Origin of the sequence: Chelativorans sp. AA-79, from assembly GCF_029457495.1 — a bacterium.
Classification (GTDB): domain Bacteria; phylum Pseudomonadota; class Alphaproteobacteria; order Rhizobiales; family Rhizobiaceae; genus Chelativorans.
Window position 1 is genome coordinate 1,452,863 of the sequence record NZ_CP120361.1, and the last position, 16,753, is coordinate 1,469,615.

The window sequence follows — 16,753 nt, forward strand, 5'->3', positions numbered from 1 at the left end:
GCATCAGGCGCTTTCCGAAAAGCCCAGCGCCCACAGCACCGATACCACCGTCACCACCGAGACCAGCAGCAGCACGCCGAAGCTGCCTTTGCGGTAATAGCCGTGTGGCAGATTGGCGAAGAGGGCGACGCCCGATACCGCACCCACTATCACGGTCGGCGCCATGATGAGGGCATGCAGAATGGTTTCCTGCCCCTGCATGCCCCAGGCGATCGTCAGCGCGACAGCCAATGCAGCACTGAAGAAAATGAACGTCATGAGGACGGCTCGGGCATTGCGCGGTGCGATTGGCGAGCCGAGCAGGACCAGCACCGCCGGGGGGCCGCTCATTGCTGTGCCTCCATTGAGGACACCGGAGATCAGGCCCCCGGTGACCAGTGCCCGAGGACTCCCGAGCCAATGCAACGATGGGCTGCGCCAAAGCACGGCGATGGCGATCAGCACCGTCATGGCGACAGCCAGCCGCGTCAGGTCCGGGGGCGCATAGCGCAGGCACAAGATGCCGACAGGCGTACCGGCCACGGCACCCGCCATCATTGGGCGCAACGCGGTCCAGTCGACATTGGTGCGCTGACCGGCGACGGTGGCTGCCCCGATTGCGCATTCCACGAGCAGGACCGACGGTATCGAAAGCGCGGGCGCAAAAGCGAGGTTGAGCAACGGAACCGCGGCCAGCGCAAAACCGAAACCCGAATAGCCGCGGACGAAGCCACCGAGCACACCCGCCAGCAAAAGGCAGGTCAGTTGCATTGAAGTCAAGGAGTGCAAGGCGTCGATTCCAGCATGTGCCAGCGGGCATTGATGTCCGATGGCTGCCGGCGAGGCACGCAATTTCTTGCGGTTTGAGGCCTGATGGCCTGGAATCAGTACCCTAGGCGTCGGCGTCGACACTGAGGCGATAGGAGCGCCATCCGCCGTAGGACGAGATGTCGAGGGCGTCGACCAGTCCGACCGGTTCGACGAGAAAGCCCTTCGGCGCGGTGCCGTCCTCCAGCAGAACCGTTCCTATGCCCAGTGGCGGCGGAATGTCGGCGACGAAACGGCCGAACGCATCGGGCGCGAGCCGCCATACCTCGACCTCGATGGCAGTGCCGGAGCCATTGGTGGCGCGCACCAAGCCCGGCTTGGGCACAGGCTGGCCGGTAAGCGCGTAAAGGCGATAAGCGGGAAGCGTTTTCACCGTGCGGCAAAAAATGGCGCCGAGTTCCGTAAGCTGGCTGTTGAGCGGCATGCCGGAAAGATGGGCGCCGACGACGGCGATCTCGATCGTGTCTTCATCCTCTGTCGCGGCCACCGCGCCGGCGGACGGCAGCGTCCAACCTGTGGCGCCAAGGCTGGCACCGCTCTGCGCATGGATGTCGAGGGCCAACGCGGCCAGAAACCCATCCTTCCCCGCCCGCCCGAGCAGGGTGACGCTCATCGGCAGGCCGTCCGGCCGCAGGCCGCAGGGCACGGCGATGCCGCACATGTCGAGCAGATTGACGAAATTGGTGTAGGTGCCGAGCCGGCTGTTGGTCACCACCGGATCGGCAAGCACGGCCTCGACCGTGTAGTGCGTCGGGGCGGTCGGCACGCAGAAGAGATCGACCGAGGCGATCACGGGCGCCAGCTTCGCCTTGTAATCCTGCAGGGCATAGAGCCCCTCGAAGGCATCTGCCGCGGAAAGCTTTCGAGCAGCGCCGATGATCTTCGCCGTCACCGGGTGCATGCTCTTCTCATGCGCGTCCATGAAGGCGCGGATCGCGGCGTAGCGCTCGGCCACCCAGGCGCCTTCGTAGAGGAGATCGGCCGTCGCATAGAAATCGGCGAAGGGAATCTCCACGATGCGGCAGCCCAGCCCTTCCAGCATCGAAAGCGCCGCCTCATAGCCGGCCCGCATGTTCTCGTCGCCGAAGAATTTCCGGTCGTCGCATGCCGGCACGCCGACCCTCAGCACGGGCGGGCGGGCGGCGGGCGCCGGTGCCGCGACCGCACGCGACCAGGGGTCCGACGGATCCTGCCGGCAGGCGAGCGAAAACACCCTGTAGGCGTCGTCCACCGTGAGCGCGAAGACCGAAACGCAGTCGAGCGTATGGCAGGCGGGCACGACTCCGGTGTTGGACAGCGCGCCGACCGTCGGCTTCAGCCCGACAATGTTGTTCAGCCCCGCCGGTATCCTGCCGGAGCCGGCCGTGTCTGTGCCGAGCGCGAAGGATACGATGCCGCGAGCCGTGGCGACCGCGGAACCGGAGGACGAACCGCCCGGCACGAGTGCGGCATCGACCACGTTGCGCGGAACGGGGTAGGGCGTGCGCACGCCCACCAGCCCGGTCGCGAACTGGTCGAGATTGGTCTTGCCAACCACCACCGCGCCGGCCGCTTTCAGAAGCGCGACGACGCTTGCGTCCCTTTCGGGCAGATAGGCGTAATCCGGGCAGGCCGCGCTGGTCGGCATGCCGGCGACGTCGATATTGTCCTTTACCGCGAAGGGCACCCCCCAGAGCGGCTTTTCCGGATCGACGGCACCGAGTGCGCGGAAGGCGGCAAGCAATTCGTCCCTGCCGGCGAGATGGATGAAGATGCCCTCATCCCGGGCGGCCGCGATCCGGGCATGGACCGTCTCCACCACATCCGCCGGCTCCAGCCCCGCCGCGTAGGCGGCATGCAGGCTGGCTATGTCGAAACGGATCTCGCTCATTCGTCCTCCTCCAATATCACGACCGGCTTCTCCCACTGGATGAGCACAACACAGCCTTCCTCGGTCCAGACGGAATGTTCCGTGCCGGCCGGGTTGAGCACGACGGTGCCTGCGGGGTAGTCGCCATTCTCGTCGCTCTGCGTGCCTTCGAGCAGAATGATCGTTTCCAGCCCGGTATGGCGGTGGCTCGGCACGCCGGCGCCGGGGCGGTATCTCAGCAACGCGACCGAGGTCCCGTCCGATCCGCCCCTGTGCAGCCAGTGAACCTCGACCCCCTCGCGGAAATACTCGAACTGCAAGTCGCGCCAGCCGCCAGAAAGCAAGCCGGCAAAATATCTAGCGGGCATCGGCTATTCCTTCGAGCACGCGGTCGGTTGTGGCCGTCCAGCCGACAACCGCGCCCTGGGCGGTGATCATCGCAAGGGCCGCGGCCTTGAATTCGGGAAAATAGCTTTCCGTGGCGTCTTCGGCGAGCAGGCATTCATAGCCGCGGTCGTTGGCCTCGCGCATCGTGGTCTGCACGCAAACCTCGGTGGTAACGCCTGCAAAGACAAGCTGGCGCATGCCGAGCCGCTCCAGCTCCTGGCCCAGCGGCGTGGCGTAGAACGCTCCCTTGCCCGGCTTTTCGATGACGATCTCGCCCGGCAGCGGCGCTAGTTCGTCGAGGATCATCGTGCCCGGCTCGCCGGCAATCAGGATGCGCCCCATCGGCCCGGCATCGCCGATCCTCAGGGCCGGATTGCCGCGCCCGCGCTTGGCTGGCGGCAGGTCCGACAGGTCGGGCCGATGGCACTCCATCGTATGGATCACCGGCAGGCCGGCGTGGCGGAAGCCCTCGAGCAGCCGTTTCACCGTCGGCACGATCCTGCCGATGCGCGAGACGTCGTTGCCGAGGCTCTCGCCGAAGCCGCCCGGCTCCACGAAATCGCGCTGCATGTCGATGACGATCAGCGCCGTCGTCTCGGGCCGGAACGCGAAGGGAAACGGCGAGGCGTCGATCTGCTGCATCAGTGATGGCCTGCCATATGCGCGCCGATCGTCTGCACGTCGGCGGAGGCGATCGGCGTTTCATAGACCAGCGCGCCTTCCGACATGACGAGGATGCGATCCGACAGTTCCAGCAGTTCGTCGAGGTCTTCCGACAGAAGCAATACGGCCGTTCCGGCGTTGCGGGCCTTCATGATGCGGGCGCGGATCTCGGCCACGGCGGAGAAGTCAAGTCCGAAGCATGGATTGGAGACGATCAGCAGATCCACGTCACCGGTCAGCTCGCGCGCCAGCACGGCCCGTTGAACATTGCCGCCCGACAGCGAAGCGATCGGCGAGGCGAGCGAGGCGGCCTTTACCTTGAACTGCTCGACCAGCCGCGCGGCGAAAGCGTTCATCGCCGCGCTCCGGATCCAGCTCGCGGGCCGGCCATTCTCGTCGACATCGAAGGTGCGGAAGGCCATGTTCTCGGCCACCGTCATCTCCGGCGCACAGGCATTGCGCAGCGGCTCCTCGGGGATGAAGCGCACATTGAGGGCGCGCGCCTCGGCCCGCGTCGCGTGCCAGGCCGCCCCCTTGACCAGCACTTCGCCCGCCGCGCGCGCGCGCTGGCCGCCCAGCACCTCCAGAAACTCCTTCTGGCCGTTGCCGGAAATACCGGCAACGCCGACGATCTCGCCGGATTTCACCTCCAGCCTTTCGATGTCGATCGTCTTCAGGCCGGTCCGGTCCGGCGCCTTCAGGCCTCTCACTTTCAGCACCACGGGGGAGGCCCCATCGAATGCGACACGGCTGTCGAGCGCGGCGATCGACTGTTCGCCGACCATCATCGCCGCCAACTTCTGCCGGTCGAGTTCGGCCACCCGGCCGGTTCCGGCAAACCGCCCCTTGCGCAGCACGGTGACATTGTCGGCGAAGGCGGTTACCTCATGGAACTTGTGGCTTATCATCAGCACGGTGAGCGCGCCGCCGGCGGTCATCTCGCGCACGAGGCCCAGCACTTCCTGCGCCTCGCCCGGCGTCAGCACCGAGGTGGGCTCGTCGAGGACCAGGAACCTGCGGCCGAGATAGAGTTGCTTGACGATCTCCAGCTTCTGCTTCTCGCCGGCTGCCAGCGCACGCACCGGCACGTCGAGCGGCAGGCGGAACGGCATCTTTTCCATGAAGGCCGCCAGCGCCCTGCGCTCCGCGCTCCAGTCGATCATCGCGGGTACCTGCTGGCGCGAGATGACTAGATTCTCCGCCCCGGTCAGCGAGGGCACGAGCGTGAAATGCTGGTAGACCATGCCGAGCCCAAGCGCGGAGGCGTCGCGCGGACTTTCGATGGCCACCTCGCGCTCGCCCACCATCATCTGTCCGTGGGTCGGCTGGTAGAAGCCCATCATGCACTTCACCAGCGTCGACTTGCCCGCCCCATTCTCGCCGAGCAGGGCGTGGAACGAGCCTGCCCGCACCTTGATGGATACATTGTCGAGCGCGGTGAAGGCGCCGAAGCGCATCGTCATTCCGACCGTCTCGACGCCGATGGCGCTCTGGGAAAGTTTGCTTGGCAAGAGTGGCCCCCGGCTCACGGAAGCCGCTCCACGAAGGCAAGCGAATTCGATACCGCGCCGAACACACCGCCCTGCATCTTGACCATCTTGATCGCGGCGAGGTGGTTGCCCCAGTCAGTAGCGCCGCAGCAATCTTCCAGCAGCACGCATTCGAAGCCGCGGTCGTTGGCTTCGCGCATGGTCGTATGCACGCAGACATCCGTCGTGATGCCGGTGAGCACAATGTTTTCAACGCGCCGCTGGTTGAGGATCAGCTCCAGATCTGTGGCGCAGAAGGATCCTTTGCCCGGCTTGTCGATGATCGGCTCGCCGTCCAGCGGCGCGAGGTCGGGAATAATCTCCCAGCCCGGCTCGCCGCGCACCAGAATGCGCCCGCAGGGGCCGGAATCGCCGATGCCCGCATCGATGCGCCGCGAGCGCCAGCGCTTGTTGGCGGGCAGGTCGGCAAGGTCGGGCCGGTGCCCCTCGCGCGTATGGATGATGTGGTAGCCCTTCATCCGCATCGCCGCGAGCACCGATTTGATCGGTCCGATCGGCGCGCGCACGAGGGAGAGATCGTAGCCCATGGAATCGACATAACCGCCCGGACCGCAGAAATCGGTCTGCATGTCGATGACGATAAGCGCCGTGTTGTCCGGCCGCAGATCGCCGTTCCACGGCCAGGGATAGGGATCGGCATCGATGAAGGTCTGGCCGGTCGGTGGGCGGGCATTCATGCGGCTTCCTCCTCTTCGGCGGCGTCGGCGAGCTTCTCGCCATATTTCCTCGTCGGCCTGGGGAAGCCGAAGCCCGTGCCGTCGGTAACCGCCACCTCGTCCTCCCAGGGCACGCGGTAGGCGCCGGCGGCAAGGTCGCGCATATAGGTGTAGGGGCAATCGCCCGCGCCGCCCTCAACCGCGACATAGCCGCGATGGCCGAGCTGGTAGATATTGTTCTCCACGCCCCATCCCTTGCGCGCCTGGCGCACCAGATCGGGCCGCACCTCGGCCGTCACGATCTCGTCAGCGCGGCCGGTGGTGCCGTGCGCCATCACCGTGCCGTCGAAATTGACGATCATCGCCTCGCCCATGGAATCGAAGGTGCCGTCCGTGCCGCACATGCACACATTCGCCGTCACCATCAGGTTGCAGAAGGCGTTCGACTGGTTGGTGAAGCGCCAGGATTCGCGGATCGGCGCCGTGTAGCCGGCCGTGCGGATCATAACTTCCGCGCCCTTGTAGGCGCATTCCCGCGCCATCTCGGGAAACATGCCATCATGGCAGATAATCAGCGCCAGCTTGCAGCCCTTCGGCCCGTCGACGACCGGAATGCCGAGGTCGCCCGGCTCCCACGGCTCGACCGGCACCCACGGGTGCATCTTGCGGTAATAGAGCTTCAACTCCCCCTGATCGTTTATGACGATGCCGGAATTGTAGGGCATGCCGCCGGGATTGAGCTCCATGATGGAGAAGCAGCCCCATATGTGGTTGTCGCGGCAGGCCTTCCTGAAGGCGGCGACCTCCGGCCCCTCAAGGCTGCACATGATTTCGGGATTGGTGTCCATCGAAAGCCCGTGAAGGGCGTATTCGGGAAACACCACGAGATCCATCGTGCCCATGTTGCGCCGCGCCTTGCCGACCATCGCGACGATGCGATCGGTCTGGGCGGCGAGGTCGGCCTTCGTCTCCACAACGGGAAGCTGGAGTTGGACAAGCCCGATGACGACCCCGTTTTCGCTCTTGTTCAGTCCGCCCAGTCCGCTCATTGGTCAGCTCCTATCTGATGATCGAAAGTTCGCCGGGCGCGCCGGCCAGCGAACGGCCGGGAGAGCTCGTGGCGATCATGATGGCGAGGGTGAGGATGTAGGGCGCGGCGTAGAACAGGTAGTAGCCCTGCGTCACGCCGACCGATTGCAGGGCGGGGCCGAGCGCACCGGCACCGCCGAAGAGAAGCGCGGCGGCGAAGCAGCCGAGCGGGTTCCATCGCGCGAAGATGACCAGCGCCACCGCCATGAGGCCCTGGCCGGACGAGATGCCCTCGTTCCAGCTTCCGGGATAGTAGAGCGACAGATAGGCGCCGCCGATTGCCGCGAATGCGCCGCCGATGGCCGTGGCCAGCAGCCGCACTGCATTCGGGTTGAAGCCCATGGCGCGGGCCGCATCCGAACTGTCGCCCACCACGCGCAGCACCAGGCCCGCGTGCGTGTTGCGGAACGCCCACCACAGAAACAGCGCCAGCAGCGCCCCGATGACGAAGAGCACGTTTATGTCGAGCGCCGCCCGCACCTGCGGGATGTCGGACCAGAAGCCCAGCGGAATCGCCGGCAGGCCGGGTGCGGAAGGCTGGATGAAGGGCTTGCCCAGGAAGAAGGCCAGCCCCGTGCCGAACAGCATCAGCGCGATGCCGATGGCGATGTCGTTCACCCGCGGAAAGGAGCAGATCCAGCCGTGGAAGAGGCCGAAGCAGCTCCCGGCGCCGGCGGCGGCGAGAACGCCGAGCCAGGGCGAGCCGGTGAGCACGGCGACGCCATAGGCCGTCATGGCGCCGAACACAAGCGTGCCCTCGAGGCCGAGATTGATGCGACCGGAGCGCTCGGTGATGGTTTCGCCGAGCGAGACGAAGATGAAGGGCGTCGAGACGCGAACCGCACCGCCGAGGATCGCGAGCGGCACGCCCCACCAGCCGATGTCGTAGGCTTCCATCAGCCGCCCCTCCTCCACAGCTCGGGATTGAAGGCCTTGAAGCGGCCATAGAACGTCTCGGAAAAGAGGATGAGGATGAAGATCATCCCCTGCAGCACCTGCACTGTGGCATCCGGCAGTTGCATGCGCCGCTGGATGAGGCCGCCCGAGGCGTCGATGCCGCCGATGAGCAGCGCTACGGGAATGATGGCGAGCGGATTGTGCCTGGCGAGGAAAGCAACGAGGATGCCGGTGTAGCCATACCCGGCCGCCAGTGCGGCATTGGCGCTGCCCTGCACGGCGGCGACCTCCATGGCGCCGGCAAGCCCGGCAAACGCACCCGCAAGAGCGGTGAAGCCGACGATCAGCGCGCCGACCGGCAACCCCTGAATCTGCGCGGCACGCACATTGCCGCCGGCGATGCGGGCGGCGAAGCCCCACTTGGTCTTCCCGATCAGTATCCAGGAGACGATGCAGGCGAGGACGCCGACGACGAGTCCCCAATGCACGTCCATGCCGGGAATGTCGCCGATGCGGAGCTTCTCGTCGAGCGGATGGGTCGAAGGTTTGTTGAGCGAGGCAGGATCGCGCAGCGGCCCCTCGACGAGATGGTTCATCAGAGCAATGGCGATATAGGCCATCAGCAGCGAAGAAATCGTCTCGTTGACGGCACGATAGTGCCGCAACGCTCCCACCGAGCCGATCCATAGCGCCCCGGCGGCCATACCCGCGAGCATCATGGCCGGCATCGCAAGCGACATGGGGATGCCCGTGAGCGCAGTGCCAGCCGCCGCCGCGGCGACACCGCCGAGCACCAGCGCGCCTTCGCCCCCGATCACGATAAGGCCCAGCCGCGCAGGCAGCGCGACACAGAGGGCGGCAAGCAGCAGGGGGGCCGCACGCGACAGCGTGTTCTGGATCGAGAACCACGAACCGAACCCGCCGCGCCACATCAGCTCATAGAGCTGCACGGGCGACTTGCCGAGAAACAGGACAAACAGGCTGAAGGCGGCCATGCCCACCAACACCGCGGCAAGCGGTATGAACACCGCTTCGCCGCGTCTTGCGATCGGTTCGAGGCCTGCCGGCCGCAAACCGGCGATGCCACCCGTTCTTTCGACGGTCGTATCGGTCATCATGAGCCGCCTAACCCGACGGTCAGGATGTCGAGCCGAGCACGCCTTCCACGAGATAATCCATGCTTTCAAGCTCGATCGCGGTTTCGGGGAAGGCCTGCCCCTCCGCGACGATCATGTCGCCGCGGTTGCTCTTGAGAGGTCCCTTGATAACGGAGAAGCTCCCCTTCATCATTTCCGCCAGCGTTGCCTCGAACTGGTTGCGCGCCGCCTCGCCAACGGCGGGACCGAGCGGGCTCATCTTGACGAAGCCTTCGGCCAGGCCGCCGCGGGTGAAGTTCGGCAGTTCCTCGCCTGCGAGCAGAGCCTCGACATAGCCCTTGTAGACATTGCCCCAGGCCCATTCGGCGCCGGTGAGGTATTTCTCCGGTGCCAGCGGCGACTGGTCGGCATGATAGCCGCAAACAAAGGCGCCGCGGCCGGCCGCCCGCTCGACCACCACTTTCGGACTGTCCACATGGCAGGTGATGACATCCGCACCCTGGTCCACCAGCGCGTTGGTGGCCTCCGCCTCCTTTACCGCGAGCGACCATTCGCCGGTGAAGATCACCTGACAGGTGACCTCGGGATCGACCGCGCGGGCGCCGAGCAGGAAAGAATTGACGTTCATCAGAACCTGTGGGATCGGCTTGGCGGCAACGAAGCCGATCTTCTTGGTCTTCGTCGTGTGGCCTGCAACGATTCCATTGAGATACTGTCCCAGGCCGATATAGCCGAAATAGGAGCCGGCGTTCTGCGGATGCGTTCCTTCCGTCCAGAGCCCGCCACAGTGACGGAACAGGATATCGGGATATTTCGCGGCGACCGTGATGACGTGCGGATCGAAATAACCGAAGGAAGTCGGGAAGACGAGCGTTGCACTATCGAGGTTGATCATGGACTCCATTGTCTTCTGGACGTCCACCGTCTCCGGCACATTCTCTTCCTCGATCAGCGTGATGCCTTCGATGCCTCTCAGCGCCGCAGCGCCTTCGGCGTGGGCCTGGTTGTAGCCGTAGTCGTCTTTCGGGCCGACATAGATGAAACCGATGGTCGCGCCGGCGGCGAGTGCCGGGCGCAGCGGCAGGACAGAGCCAGCAAGGCCCAATGCAGCACCGGTGGCGGAGGTTTGGAGGAAGCGGCGGCGGGTAAAGTTGAATGAGGACGACATGCAAACGCTCCGGATCTGGACATGGAAGGCTACCCAAACTGCATGCAATCTTCATGCCAACTTTTAAATACAATAATTTTCAATAGATATCCCTTGGCGTGACATTGCTCTTGCACAATGAAGGTGCAGGTGCATGCACTTTGAGCCTAAATTATGTGCTGTTTGACATAGAGATGAAGAATTGTGCACAAGAGGGAACTTGCTGAGAAATGCGCATGTTCGTGATTCTCGCAGAGAAGGATTCTCGAGGAGGACGTGTGGCACGCAAACGCAATCTCGTCCGGTTCGGAACGACGGTCGACGACATGGTGCGCTCGATCGCCGACCGCATCGTCACCGGCGCGCTTCGTCCCGGTGAGCGGCTTGACGAATTGTCGCTCGCCGAGCGTTTCGAGGTTTCGCGCACGCCGGTGCGGGAGGCGCTGCGTCAGTTGAGCGCCATGGGACTGGCGGAGCGGCGGCCGAACCGCGGTGCGATCGTGAAGGTGGTCACTCCGCAGCACCTGTCGTCGATGTTCGAGGGCATGGCCGAACTGGAGGGCATCTGTGCGCGCCTTTCAGCCGAGCGCATGACGTTCGCCGAGCGGCGCGCGATGGAGGAACGGCATCAGGACTCCGCACGGCTGGTACGGCTCGGCGCCGAGGAGGCCTACGAAGCCTGGAACACGCAGTTCCATTCAATGCTCTACAGCGGGGCGCATAGCGGCCATATAGAGGAGCTCAGCCTGACGACCCGCAGCCGCCTGGCTCCGTTCCGTCGAGCGCAGTTCCGCCTGCCCGACCGGCTGGCGAAGTCCTGGAACGAACACGAGGCGATCGTCACGGCGATCATGCGCGCGGATGGCGCCGCCGCGGCAGCCGCAGCGAGGGCGCACGTATCGCTGGTCAGCGAGGCGAGCGCCGCTTTCGCCTCGGGCAATGAACCCAACCCCGGACGGCGCCCGCTGGATGTTTTTTGAAGCCATCCTCGGCTACGCGGTGCTGGCAAGCCATGCAACGCCCAGGCAAGCCCTGAAGGGAAATGAAGCAGGTGCTTGCGACATTGTTAGCAGGAATGAATGTCTGCGCTGCTGTGCGCGGTCTCGGCATGCCGCGCGTCGATGCAGTTCACCGGTCGCCTTCTGCCGTCAGCCAATGGTAGGACCACACCGACAGCGGTCCCGTCTCGAACACGACCCGCCGGGCCGCGAGCAGTTGCCCATCGGAACGCGTACTTGCCCCGCTAGCCGGCAGTCCGATACCGGCCTGATTCTGTATGACGGCAAGGCGCCTTGCAAGCCGGACCTCCAGGCAAACTTTGCCTTCTCCTGAACCGGACGGTCGACCGGGGCGGAGCAGATGGCGGCAACGCGCCCTCACTCGGACGCTCGGGGGTTCTCGATCAGACCCAAGCGAAGAGCGGTGCGACAATGCCAGTCGATGGCGCTACACAGCGATCGCTCTCAATGCCTTCTGCATAGAGCTCTCGACTGTCTAAAATTCTGGCGAAGTGCTCTTTGGCAGCCGTCACCGTCGCAAAGGTTCGCCATGTTTTGAGAAATACGGACTTCGCCATCTTTTCTTCCTCGCATGACGTATAAGATCAAACGCGCGGCGTGATCCGCGCAGCCGTTCGAATATCGGCGATTTGCGTACCGAGGGCCTGCAGATTTTGACGCATGTCGTTGAACACAGGTTGCTCATCATCGGGAGCGCTGATCGTGACTATAGCTGTGAAAGGTACGCCTTCCTCGGGTATGATCTCGCCAGCTCGGGTCAGGTAATCGACGAACAACCGCCAGTTCGAAGATGGCCCGACGCCTTGCGGAAACGTCTTGGCCAGGACCTTGACCGGACTCCACTTCAGATCGTGTTCGATCAGTTCCGCTTCGAAAGCCGGCGCCTCCCGTTTCGTCGGGAGATGGAGCCGGACAGGCCAGGCCCGGGGCTAAGGCCGCTGCCGCTCGCGCGAACGGGGCAAAAGGTGGTCGCCCCCGTAAAACGGCAAGCTGAGCTTGATCGCTTACGCCGCCAGTTTTGGTATCTCGTGTTCGATCAATCATAGGAATCGGGTGTTGCGAGCCCCTGCAACCAATCCTGTCAAAAGTCTTAGAAAATTCAACTTGTTGCAGAGATTATGCTTTGAGGTATGGCGATCACAGAAATGTGGGTCAAAATCAATAGCTTAGAATTGGGTTCAAATCACCTCGCAACCAATCACATCCGCAGCGTGGCTGCTGACTGGGAACCTTGAAAGGCTGCTCCCTGTAACCAGTGATGCTCGTGAGAATGAACGAGCCGCCGTCGATTGCAATCCCCAGCACGCTCTTGAGATCGGCTGCGGCAGCCTCGTCGCGATTGACCCGCATCAATTCGTTCCTTCGCGCAGCGGACTAACCTCTCCAACCAAAGTGGAAGAGGACAACGGCCATGAGCGATACGCAGCTGGCACCGCTGGACCATACCGTTCAGCAAACCAATCTCTGGCTCAAGAAACTGATGAGCGACCACCATTTTCAGGAGCGGCACCATGCATACGGCGCCCTCAGGGCAGTGCTACACGCACTGCGCGACCGCCTGACCAGCGAACAGGCCGTACACCTCGGAGCGCAACTGCCGATGCTGGTGCGCGGAATCTATTACGAAGGCTGGCACATCGGCGCGAACCCGGCAGGGGATCGCCAGGTGGATGAGTTCGCGGCCCATGTAGGCAAGTTGCTGCCGCCGCAGTTTCCGCGCGATGCGGTGGGGACCACCAAGGCGGTGTTCGACCTGCTTTGGCAGGAGCTGGATCCAGGCGAGACGGCCAAGATCATCGATACGCTGCCCGTGCCGCTTCGCACATTGTGGCCCTCGGTCGCGCGCCGCAGCGCCTGATACGGTTGCGCCCGCCACTCGCCGGGCTGGAGGTGCAGGCGCCGATGAACGTCGTAATGTTCACCAACACGTTCACGCCGCATATTGGCGGTGTGGCGCACAGTGTGGCGTGGCTTGCAGAGGGATTGCGCAGCGCCGGCCACCGTGTTCTCGTCGTCGCTCCAGAATATGCCGACCTGCACCATGCTGAAACCGACGTCGTCCGCATCCCAGCGATCAAACATTTCAGGGGCAGCGACTTTTCCCTGCCGCTGCCCCTCACTCGCACGCTCGACGAGAGGCTGGACACGTTCCGACCGGACATCGTCCATTCCCACCATCCATTCCTGCTCGGCGACGTGGCGCTTCGGACCGCGGCATCGCGGTGTATCCCGATCGTCTACACTTATCACACGCGATATGAACTCTATGATCACTATGTTTCAGAAGGCGTTCCGATCCTGGAGCGGCTCGTGCTCAGCATCGCGCTCGGCTACTGCGACCTGTGTCACGCCGTCATCGCACCCAGCCGCAGCATGGCCGATTTCCTGATCGAGCACGGCGTCAAGACGCCAGTGACAGTCATCCCGACCGGGATAGAACCGGCGTTGTTTGCCGCAGGTGACGGGAACAAGGTGCGAGTTGCCCTTGGGCTGCCGCCTGCAGCGTTTGTGGTCGGGCATGTCGGACGGCTGGCCCCGGAAAAGAACCTGCCCTATCTGGCCGAAGCCGTCGGGCATTTCCTGATGGCCAACCCACGTGCGCATTTCGTGGTCGTCGGGGAAGGCCCGTCGCGACCGGGCATGGAAGAGGCGCTCGCCAAGCAGGGCTTGAGTGAGCGTGTTCACACGTTGGGAGCGCTGGAGAGCAGGAAACTGGCCGACATCTATGCCGCGATGGACGTCTTTGCCTTCTCTTCGCTCTCCGAAACCCAGGGACTTGTCCTTGCGGAGGCGATGGCGGCGGGCGTGCCCGTGGTGGCGCTGGACGCCTTCGGCGCGCGCGAGATTGTCCGTGATGGCCAGAACGGCTATCTTCTCTCCGCTGCCGCCTCGACGGAATGCTTCGCTCGCGCTCTCGCCAAGTTGGCCGAGCTCCAGCCCGGGCACCGCTGCCAGCTCTCGACAGCCGCGCGGCGCACCGCCGGCTCGTTCAGCCGGGGTGAAATGATAGACGCGACGTTGAAGCTCTATTTTGAGCTGCTCGAGAGCGCACCAAAGCGTCTGACGGTGGTCGACAGCAATTGGTCGTTGGCGAAGCGAAGGCTCGCGCAGGAGTGGAAGATCGTTGGGAACTTCGCGCACGCGCTCGGCGATGCCTTGTTCCCCCCGGACAGGCCGGTCGCAGTCGAAGGGGAGCGGCTCAATCCCGGAAGGCGATGACGCTGCTCGAGGCACCCGGCCTTCGATTTGACGTGGTCCGCACCTTGCGTGGTGCTGTCGCCGAGGCGATCAGCTTTCTGGAGGAATTGTTCCTTCGTGCGTGGTGTGCGAGCTGGCGCAAGGATGTCGCCGAACTGGAGCGGTTGGACCGTCTTCTTGCCGAAGAGAAGAACGTACTGGTGGCGTTCTGGCACGGCAGATACTTTCCACTCTTCGTTTTGCTGGAAGGCCGCGCCGGCACGGTGCTCGTCGGTCGCTCCTTTCGTGGCGAGGTGATCGCCAGGTTGTGCCGCCGCTTCGGCTTCGACTCGGCACCTGTTCCCACGCCGACTGCCGGCGTGTTCCACCCTCTGTGCCTCGACAGGACGATGGCGTTGGCGCTCGACGGCCCCCTTGGGCCCTATCATCTGGTCAGGTACGGCCTTGTCCGCATGGCAGCCGAGCGCGATTTCGCAATCGTTCCCGTTTCCGTCGCCAGCGCACCGAAGATGGTCCAGTCCCGACGTTGGGACCTGAGGGAGTTGCCATTTCCCTTCGCGAGGGTTGCCGTGGCCGTCGGCGATGCGTTTCATGTTCCGCCCCTGTCGACACGAGAGGAAGCGGCCGTCTGGTCGGCAAGAATCAGGGCGGCCATGGAGGCAGCGGACGCTGCGGCCGAAACCAGGCTTCGCGGCTGCCGTGTCACCTGACGGCGGCCGTCCTTCCGTTCCTGCGTCAAGCCGTCGTTCCATCCCCGCTCTTGTTCGAAATCAAGGCCGTCGCACGTTCCCTCGTAGAGATTGAAACCATACGCTTGCGGCAGGAGAGCATCATGGACATCGCATCTCGTCGAGACGGCCGGCCTGCCGGCCGCCTTTGCTGAACGCCGATGCGTGAGAAGCCCGACCGCATCGTAGAGCCCGGCGCCACGTGCTGGCGTCTTGCGCATGCCGAGCGCGTGGCAATGCTGGTCGACGCGGCTGAATATCTGCCCGCAATGGCCGCCGCGCTGCGCGCTGCCCGTAGATCTGTGCTGCTTCTGGGGTGGGATTTCGACGCGCGGATTCCGCTTGCGCCGGAGGGGGAAGGCGAAGCCCGGCCGGAGCGGCTCTGCGATCTTCTGGAGACGGTCACCTCGACGCACCCGGACGTGACCGTGAATATCCTTGTCTGGGACATGACGTGGCTTTTTGCCGTGCAGCGAAGGGACAGGCCGCAGCATGCGCCTCGGTGGCTGCCGAAGCAGCGGGTCCGATACCGGCTCGACGGGAACCACCCTCTCGGAGCGTCGCACCATCAGAAGGTGTTGGTGGTCGACGATATGATAGCATTCTGCGGGAGCGCTGACTTCACCCGGAATCGATGGGACACGCGCGACCATCTTGCAACGGATCGCCGGCGGCGCACGGTCGACGGCAGCACCTATGGCCCGCGCCATGAAGTCATGATGGCGGTGGATGGAGACGCCGCGGCGGCGCTAGGGGAACTGGTGCGAGAGCGGTGGTTTCGGGCAACGGGCGAGCGCATCGCGGTGCCGCCCCCACGCTCGAGGGTCTGGCCCTCCGAGCTGAAGCCGGACTTCACCGACGTCGAGGTGGGGATCGCCCGGAGCGAGCCGTCCTGGAGGGGTAGAAGGGAGGTCCGCGAGGTCGAGGCGCTCTATCTGCGTGCCATCGCCGCCGCCGAGCGATGGATCTATCTCGAGAACCAATATTTCACCTCCCCGGTCATCGGCCGGGCGCTGGCCAGGCGGCTTAAAGAGCCCGGCGGTCCCGAGATCATCGTGGTCTGCCCGGCCAACAGTGGAGGACGTTTCGACCGCCTGGCCATGGATCATGCGCGCAACCACTTGATCCGCCAGCTTCGTTCGGCAGACCGCTTTGGGCGCTTCAAGGCTTTCGCCGCGATCGCCGGTTCGAGCACTCCCATCTCGATCCATTCCAAGGTGATGATCGTGGACGACCGCCTGGTGCGTGTAGGCTCGGCCAATCTGAACAACCGCTCATTCGCCTTCGACACCGAATGCGATCTGGCGATGCAGGCGAAGGCGCAGGATACTCGAACGGCTGTCCGCAAGCTCCTGCTTCGTCTCCTTTCGGAACATGCCGGCTGCTCGGTCGAGCAGCTTGGAGCCGTTCTTTCGAAGACAGGCAGCATGCTTGCCGCGATCGACGCACTGACGAACCCGGCAGTTCGTCATCTCCGGCCTTTGGCGGACGGCAAGCCGAGCATACTTGACAGGGTGATGGGCAAACTGCACCTGCTCGACCCCTTCGGTTTCGGTGACAATTGGAAACCCTGGCTGAGAGTCGGGAGGCGTTGTGGCCTTACCAACGGCCTTGGTGAGACGGTGGACGGTCACAATATGCGTGGGTGACGGCAGACTTCTGGGAA

At 64.2% G+C, this 16,753-nt stretch carries 18 protein-coding genes and 1 pseudogene; 5 read left to right on the plus strand and 14 right to left on the minus strand.

Annotated features, from left to right (window positions below; translation table 11 throughout):
• Nucleotides 1-3 precede the first annotated feature (3 nt).
• From PVE73_RS07105 to PVE73_RS07150, 10 genes are all read right to left on the minus strand, one after another.
• On the minus strand, nt 4-768 hold the full coding sequence (locus PVE73_RS07105; protein WP_277366272.1) for a sulfite exporter TauE/SafE family protein: 765 nt from the start codon (nt 766-768) through the stop codon (nt 4-6).
• A gap of 103 nt (nt 769-871) precedes the next feature.
• Entirely contained in the window at nt 872-2,677 is a 1,806-nt protein-coding gene (gene atzF / locus PVE73_RS07110; RefSeq protein ID WP_277366273.1) for an allophanate hydrolase, read from the minus strand.
• Nucleotides 2,674-3,024 (minus strand): cupin domain-containing protein, encoded by a 351-nt coding sequence (locus PVE73_RS07115; protein ID WP_277366274.1) that lies wholly within the window; start codon nt 3,022-3,024, stop codon nt 2,674-2,676. Before PVE73_RS07115 ends, atzF begins: the two co-directional genes overlap by 4 nt.
• Entirely contained in the window at nt 3,014-3,685 is a 672-nt protein-coding gene (locus tag PVE73_RS07120; protein ID WP_277366275.1) for an isochorismatase family cysteine hydrolase, read from the minus strand. The genes PVE73_RS07115 and PVE73_RS07120 overlap by 11 nt, the downstream gene beginning before the upstream one ends.
• Nucleotides 3,685-5,169, minus strand: a complete 1,485-nt coding sequence (locus PVE73_RS07125) for an ABC transporter ATP-binding protein (protein WP_277367375.1) — start codon at nt 5,167-5,169, stop codon at nt 3,685-3,687. Before PVE73_RS07125 ends, PVE73_RS07120 begins: the two co-directional genes overlap by 1 nt.
• A gap of 62 nt (nt 5,170-5,231) precedes the next feature.
• The gene (locus PVE73_RS07130; RefSeq protein WP_277366276.1) at nt 5,232-5,933 is read right to left on the minus strand and encodes an isochorismatase family cysteine hydrolase; all 702 of its coding nucleotides are present in this window, start codon (nt 5,931-5,933) and stop codon (nt 5,232-5,234) included.
• On the minus strand, nt 5,930-6,961 hold the full coding sequence (locus tag PVE73_RS07135) for a formamidase (RefSeq protein WP_277366277.1): 1,032 nt from the start codon (nt 6,959-6,961) through the stop codon (nt 5,930-5,932). Before PVE73_RS07135 ends, PVE73_RS07130 begins: the two co-directional genes overlap by 4 nt.
• Nucleotides 6,962-6,971: 10 nt before the next feature.
• Nucleotides 6,972-7,898, minus strand: coding sequence for an ABC transporter permease (locus PVE73_RS07140; RefSeq protein WP_277366278.1), 927 nt, complete (start codon nt 7,896-7,898; stop codon nt 6,972-6,974).
• Complete coding sequence (locus PVE73_RS07145; protein ID WP_277366279.1) at nt 7,898-9,013, minus strand: ABC transporter permease; 1,116 nt, start codon at nt 9,011-9,013, stop codon at nt 7,898-7,900. Before PVE73_RS07145 ends, PVE73_RS07140 begins: the two co-directional genes overlap by 1 nt.
• 22 nt (nt 9,014-9,035) lie before the next feature.
• Complete coding sequence (locus PVE73_RS07150; RefSeq protein WP_277366280.1) at nt 9,036-10,163, minus strand: BMP family ABC transporter substrate-binding protein; 1,128 nt, start codon at nt 10,161-10,163, stop codon at nt 9,036-9,038.
• Nucleotides 10,164-10,378: 215 nt separating this feature from the next.
• Between PVE73_RS07150 and PVE73_RS07155 the strand changes: the two genes are divergently transcribed.
• Nucleotides 10,379-11,122 carry a GntR family transcriptional regulator gene (locus PVE73_RS07155; RefSeq protein WP_277366281.1) on the plus strand — a complete coding sequence of 248 codons (744 nt, stop codon included), beginning with the start codon at nt 10,379-10,381 and terminating at the stop codon, nt 11,120-11,122.
• 116 nt (nt 11,123-11,238) lie between these two features.
• On the opposite strand, the pseudogene PVE73_RS07160 reads toward PVE73_RS07155, so the two are convergent.
• The 4 genes and pseudogenes from PVE73_RS07160 to PVE73_RS07175 all read right to left on the minus strand — a co-directional run.
• Nucleotides 11,239-11,348, minus strand: a pseudogene (locus tag PVE73_RS07160) (IS110 family transposase); the annotation flags it as partial.
• 196 nt (nt 11,349-11,544) lie between these two features.
• On the minus strand, nt 11,545-11,718 hold the full coding sequence (locus PVE73_RS07165) for a hypothetical protein (RefSeq protein WP_277366282.1): 174 nt from the start codon (nt 11,716-11,718) through the stop codon (nt 11,545-11,547).
• 27 nt (nt 11,719-11,745) lie between these two features.
• A complete protein-coding gene (locus tag PVE73_RS07170; RefSeq protein WP_277366283.1) occupies nt 11,746-11,937 on the minus strand; it encodes a hypothetical protein in 192 nt (63 codons plus the stop codon).
• Nucleotides 11,938-12,319: 382 nt separating this feature from the next.
• Complete coding sequence (locus PVE73_RS07175; protein ID WP_277366284.1) at nt 12,320-12,511, minus strand: hypothetical protein; 192 nt, start codon at nt 12,509-12,511, stop codon at nt 12,320-12,322.
• A gap of 61 nt (nt 12,512-12,572) precedes the next feature.
• Here PVE73_RS07175 and PVE73_RS07180 point away from each other — a divergent pair, with 61 nt between their 5' ends.
• From PVE73_RS07180 to PVE73_RS07195, 4 genes are all read left to right on the plus strand, one after another.
• On the plus strand, nt 12,573-13,019 hold the full coding sequence (locus PVE73_RS07180) for a DUF2267 domain-containing protein (RefSeq protein WP_277366285.1): 447 nt from the start codon (nt 12,573-12,575) through the stop codon (nt 13,017-13,019).
• A 44-nt stretch (nt 13,020-13,063) separates the two neighbouring features.
• Nucleotides 13,064-14,380 (plus strand): glycosyltransferase, encoded by a 1,317-nt coding sequence (locus PVE73_RS07185; RefSeq protein WP_277366286.1) that lies wholly within the window; start codon nt 13,064-13,066, stop codon nt 14,378-14,380.
• Nucleotides 14,377-15,069, plus strand: coding sequence for a hypothetical protein (locus PVE73_RS07190; protein ID WP_277366287.1), 693 nt, complete (start codon nt 14,377-14,379; stop codon nt 15,067-15,069). The genes PVE73_RS07185 and PVE73_RS07190 overlap by 4 nt, the downstream gene beginning before the upstream one ends.
• Before the next feature lie 179 nt (nt 15,070-15,248).
• Nucleotides 15,249-16,736 carry a phospholipase D-like domain-containing protein gene (locus PVE73_RS07195; RefSeq protein WP_277366288.1) on the plus strand — a complete coding sequence of 496 codons (1,488 nt, stop codon included), beginning with the start codon at nt 15,249-15,251 and terminating at the stop codon, nt 16,734-16,736.
• The last annotated feature ends 17 nt before the right edge of the window (nt 16,737-16,753 follow it).

Excerpts from the sequence above, each read along its gene's own strand:
- atzF (WP_277366273.1), bottom strand. The coding sequence starts at position 2,677 with ATGAGCGAGATCCGTTTCGACATAGCCAGCCTGCATGCCGCCTACGCG.
- PVE73_RS07115 (WP_277366274.1), bottom strand. The coding sequence starts at position 3,024 with ATGCCCGCTAGATATTTTGCCGGCTTGCTTTCTGGCGGCTGGCGCGAC.
- PVE73_RS07120 (WP_277366275.1), bottom strand. The coding sequence starts at position 3,685 with ATGCAGCAGATCGACGCCTCGCCGTTTCCCTTCGCGTTCCGGCCCGAG.
- PVE73_RS07125 (WP_277367375.1), bottom strand. The coding sequence starts at position 5,169 with ATGACGATGCGCTTCGGCGCCTTCACCGCGCTCGACAATGTATCCATC.
- PVE73_RS07130 (WP_277366276.1), bottom strand. The coding sequence starts at position 5,933 with ATGAATGCCCGCCCACCGACCGGCCAGACCTTCATCGATGCCGATCCC.
- PVE73_RS07135 (WP_277366277.1), bottom strand. The coding sequence starts at position 6,961 with ATGAGCGGACTGGGCGGACTGAACAAGAGCGAAAACGGGGTCGTCATC.
- PVE73_RS07140 (WP_277366278.1), bottom strand. The coding sequence starts at position 7,898 with ATGGAAGCCTACGACATCGGCTGGTGGGGCGTGCCGCTCGCGATCCTC.
- PVE73_RS07145 (WP_277366279.1), bottom strand. The coding sequence starts at position 9,013 with ATGACCGATACGACCGTCGAAAGAACGGGTGGCATCGCCGGTTTGCGG.
- PVE73_RS07150 (WP_277366280.1), bottom strand. The coding sequence starts at position 10,163 with ATGTCGTCCTCATTCAACTTTACCCGCCGCCGCTTCCTCCAAACCTCC.
- PVE73_RS07155 (WP_277366281.1), top strand. The coding sequence starts at position 10,379 with ATGTTCGTGATTCTCGCAGAGAAGGATTCTCGAGGAGGACGTGTGGCA.
- PVE73_RS07165 (WP_277366282.1), bottom strand. The coding sequence starts at position 11,718 with ATGGCGAAGTCCGTATTTCTCAAAACATGGCGAACCTTTGCGACGGTG.
- PVE73_RS07175 (WP_277366284.1), bottom strand. The coding sequence starts at position 12,511 with ATGCGGGTCAATCGCGACGAGGCTGCCGCAGCCGATCTCAAGAGCGTG.
- PVE73_RS07180 (WP_277366285.1), top strand. The coding sequence starts at position 12,573 with ATGAGCGATACGCAGCTGGCACCGCTGGACCATACCGTTCAGCAAACC.
- PVE73_RS07185 (WP_277366286.1), top strand. The coding sequence starts at position 13,064 with ATGAACGTCGTAATGTTCACCAACACGTTCACGCCGCATATTGGCGGT.
- PVE73_RS07190 (WP_277366287.1), top strand. The coding sequence starts at position 14,377 with ATGACGCTGCTCGAGGCACCCGGCCTTCGATTTGACGTGGTCCGCACC.
- PVE73_RS07195 (WP_277366288.1), top strand. The coding sequence starts at position 15,249 with ATGCGTGAGAAGCCCGACCGCATCGTAGAGCCCGGCGCCACGTGCTGG.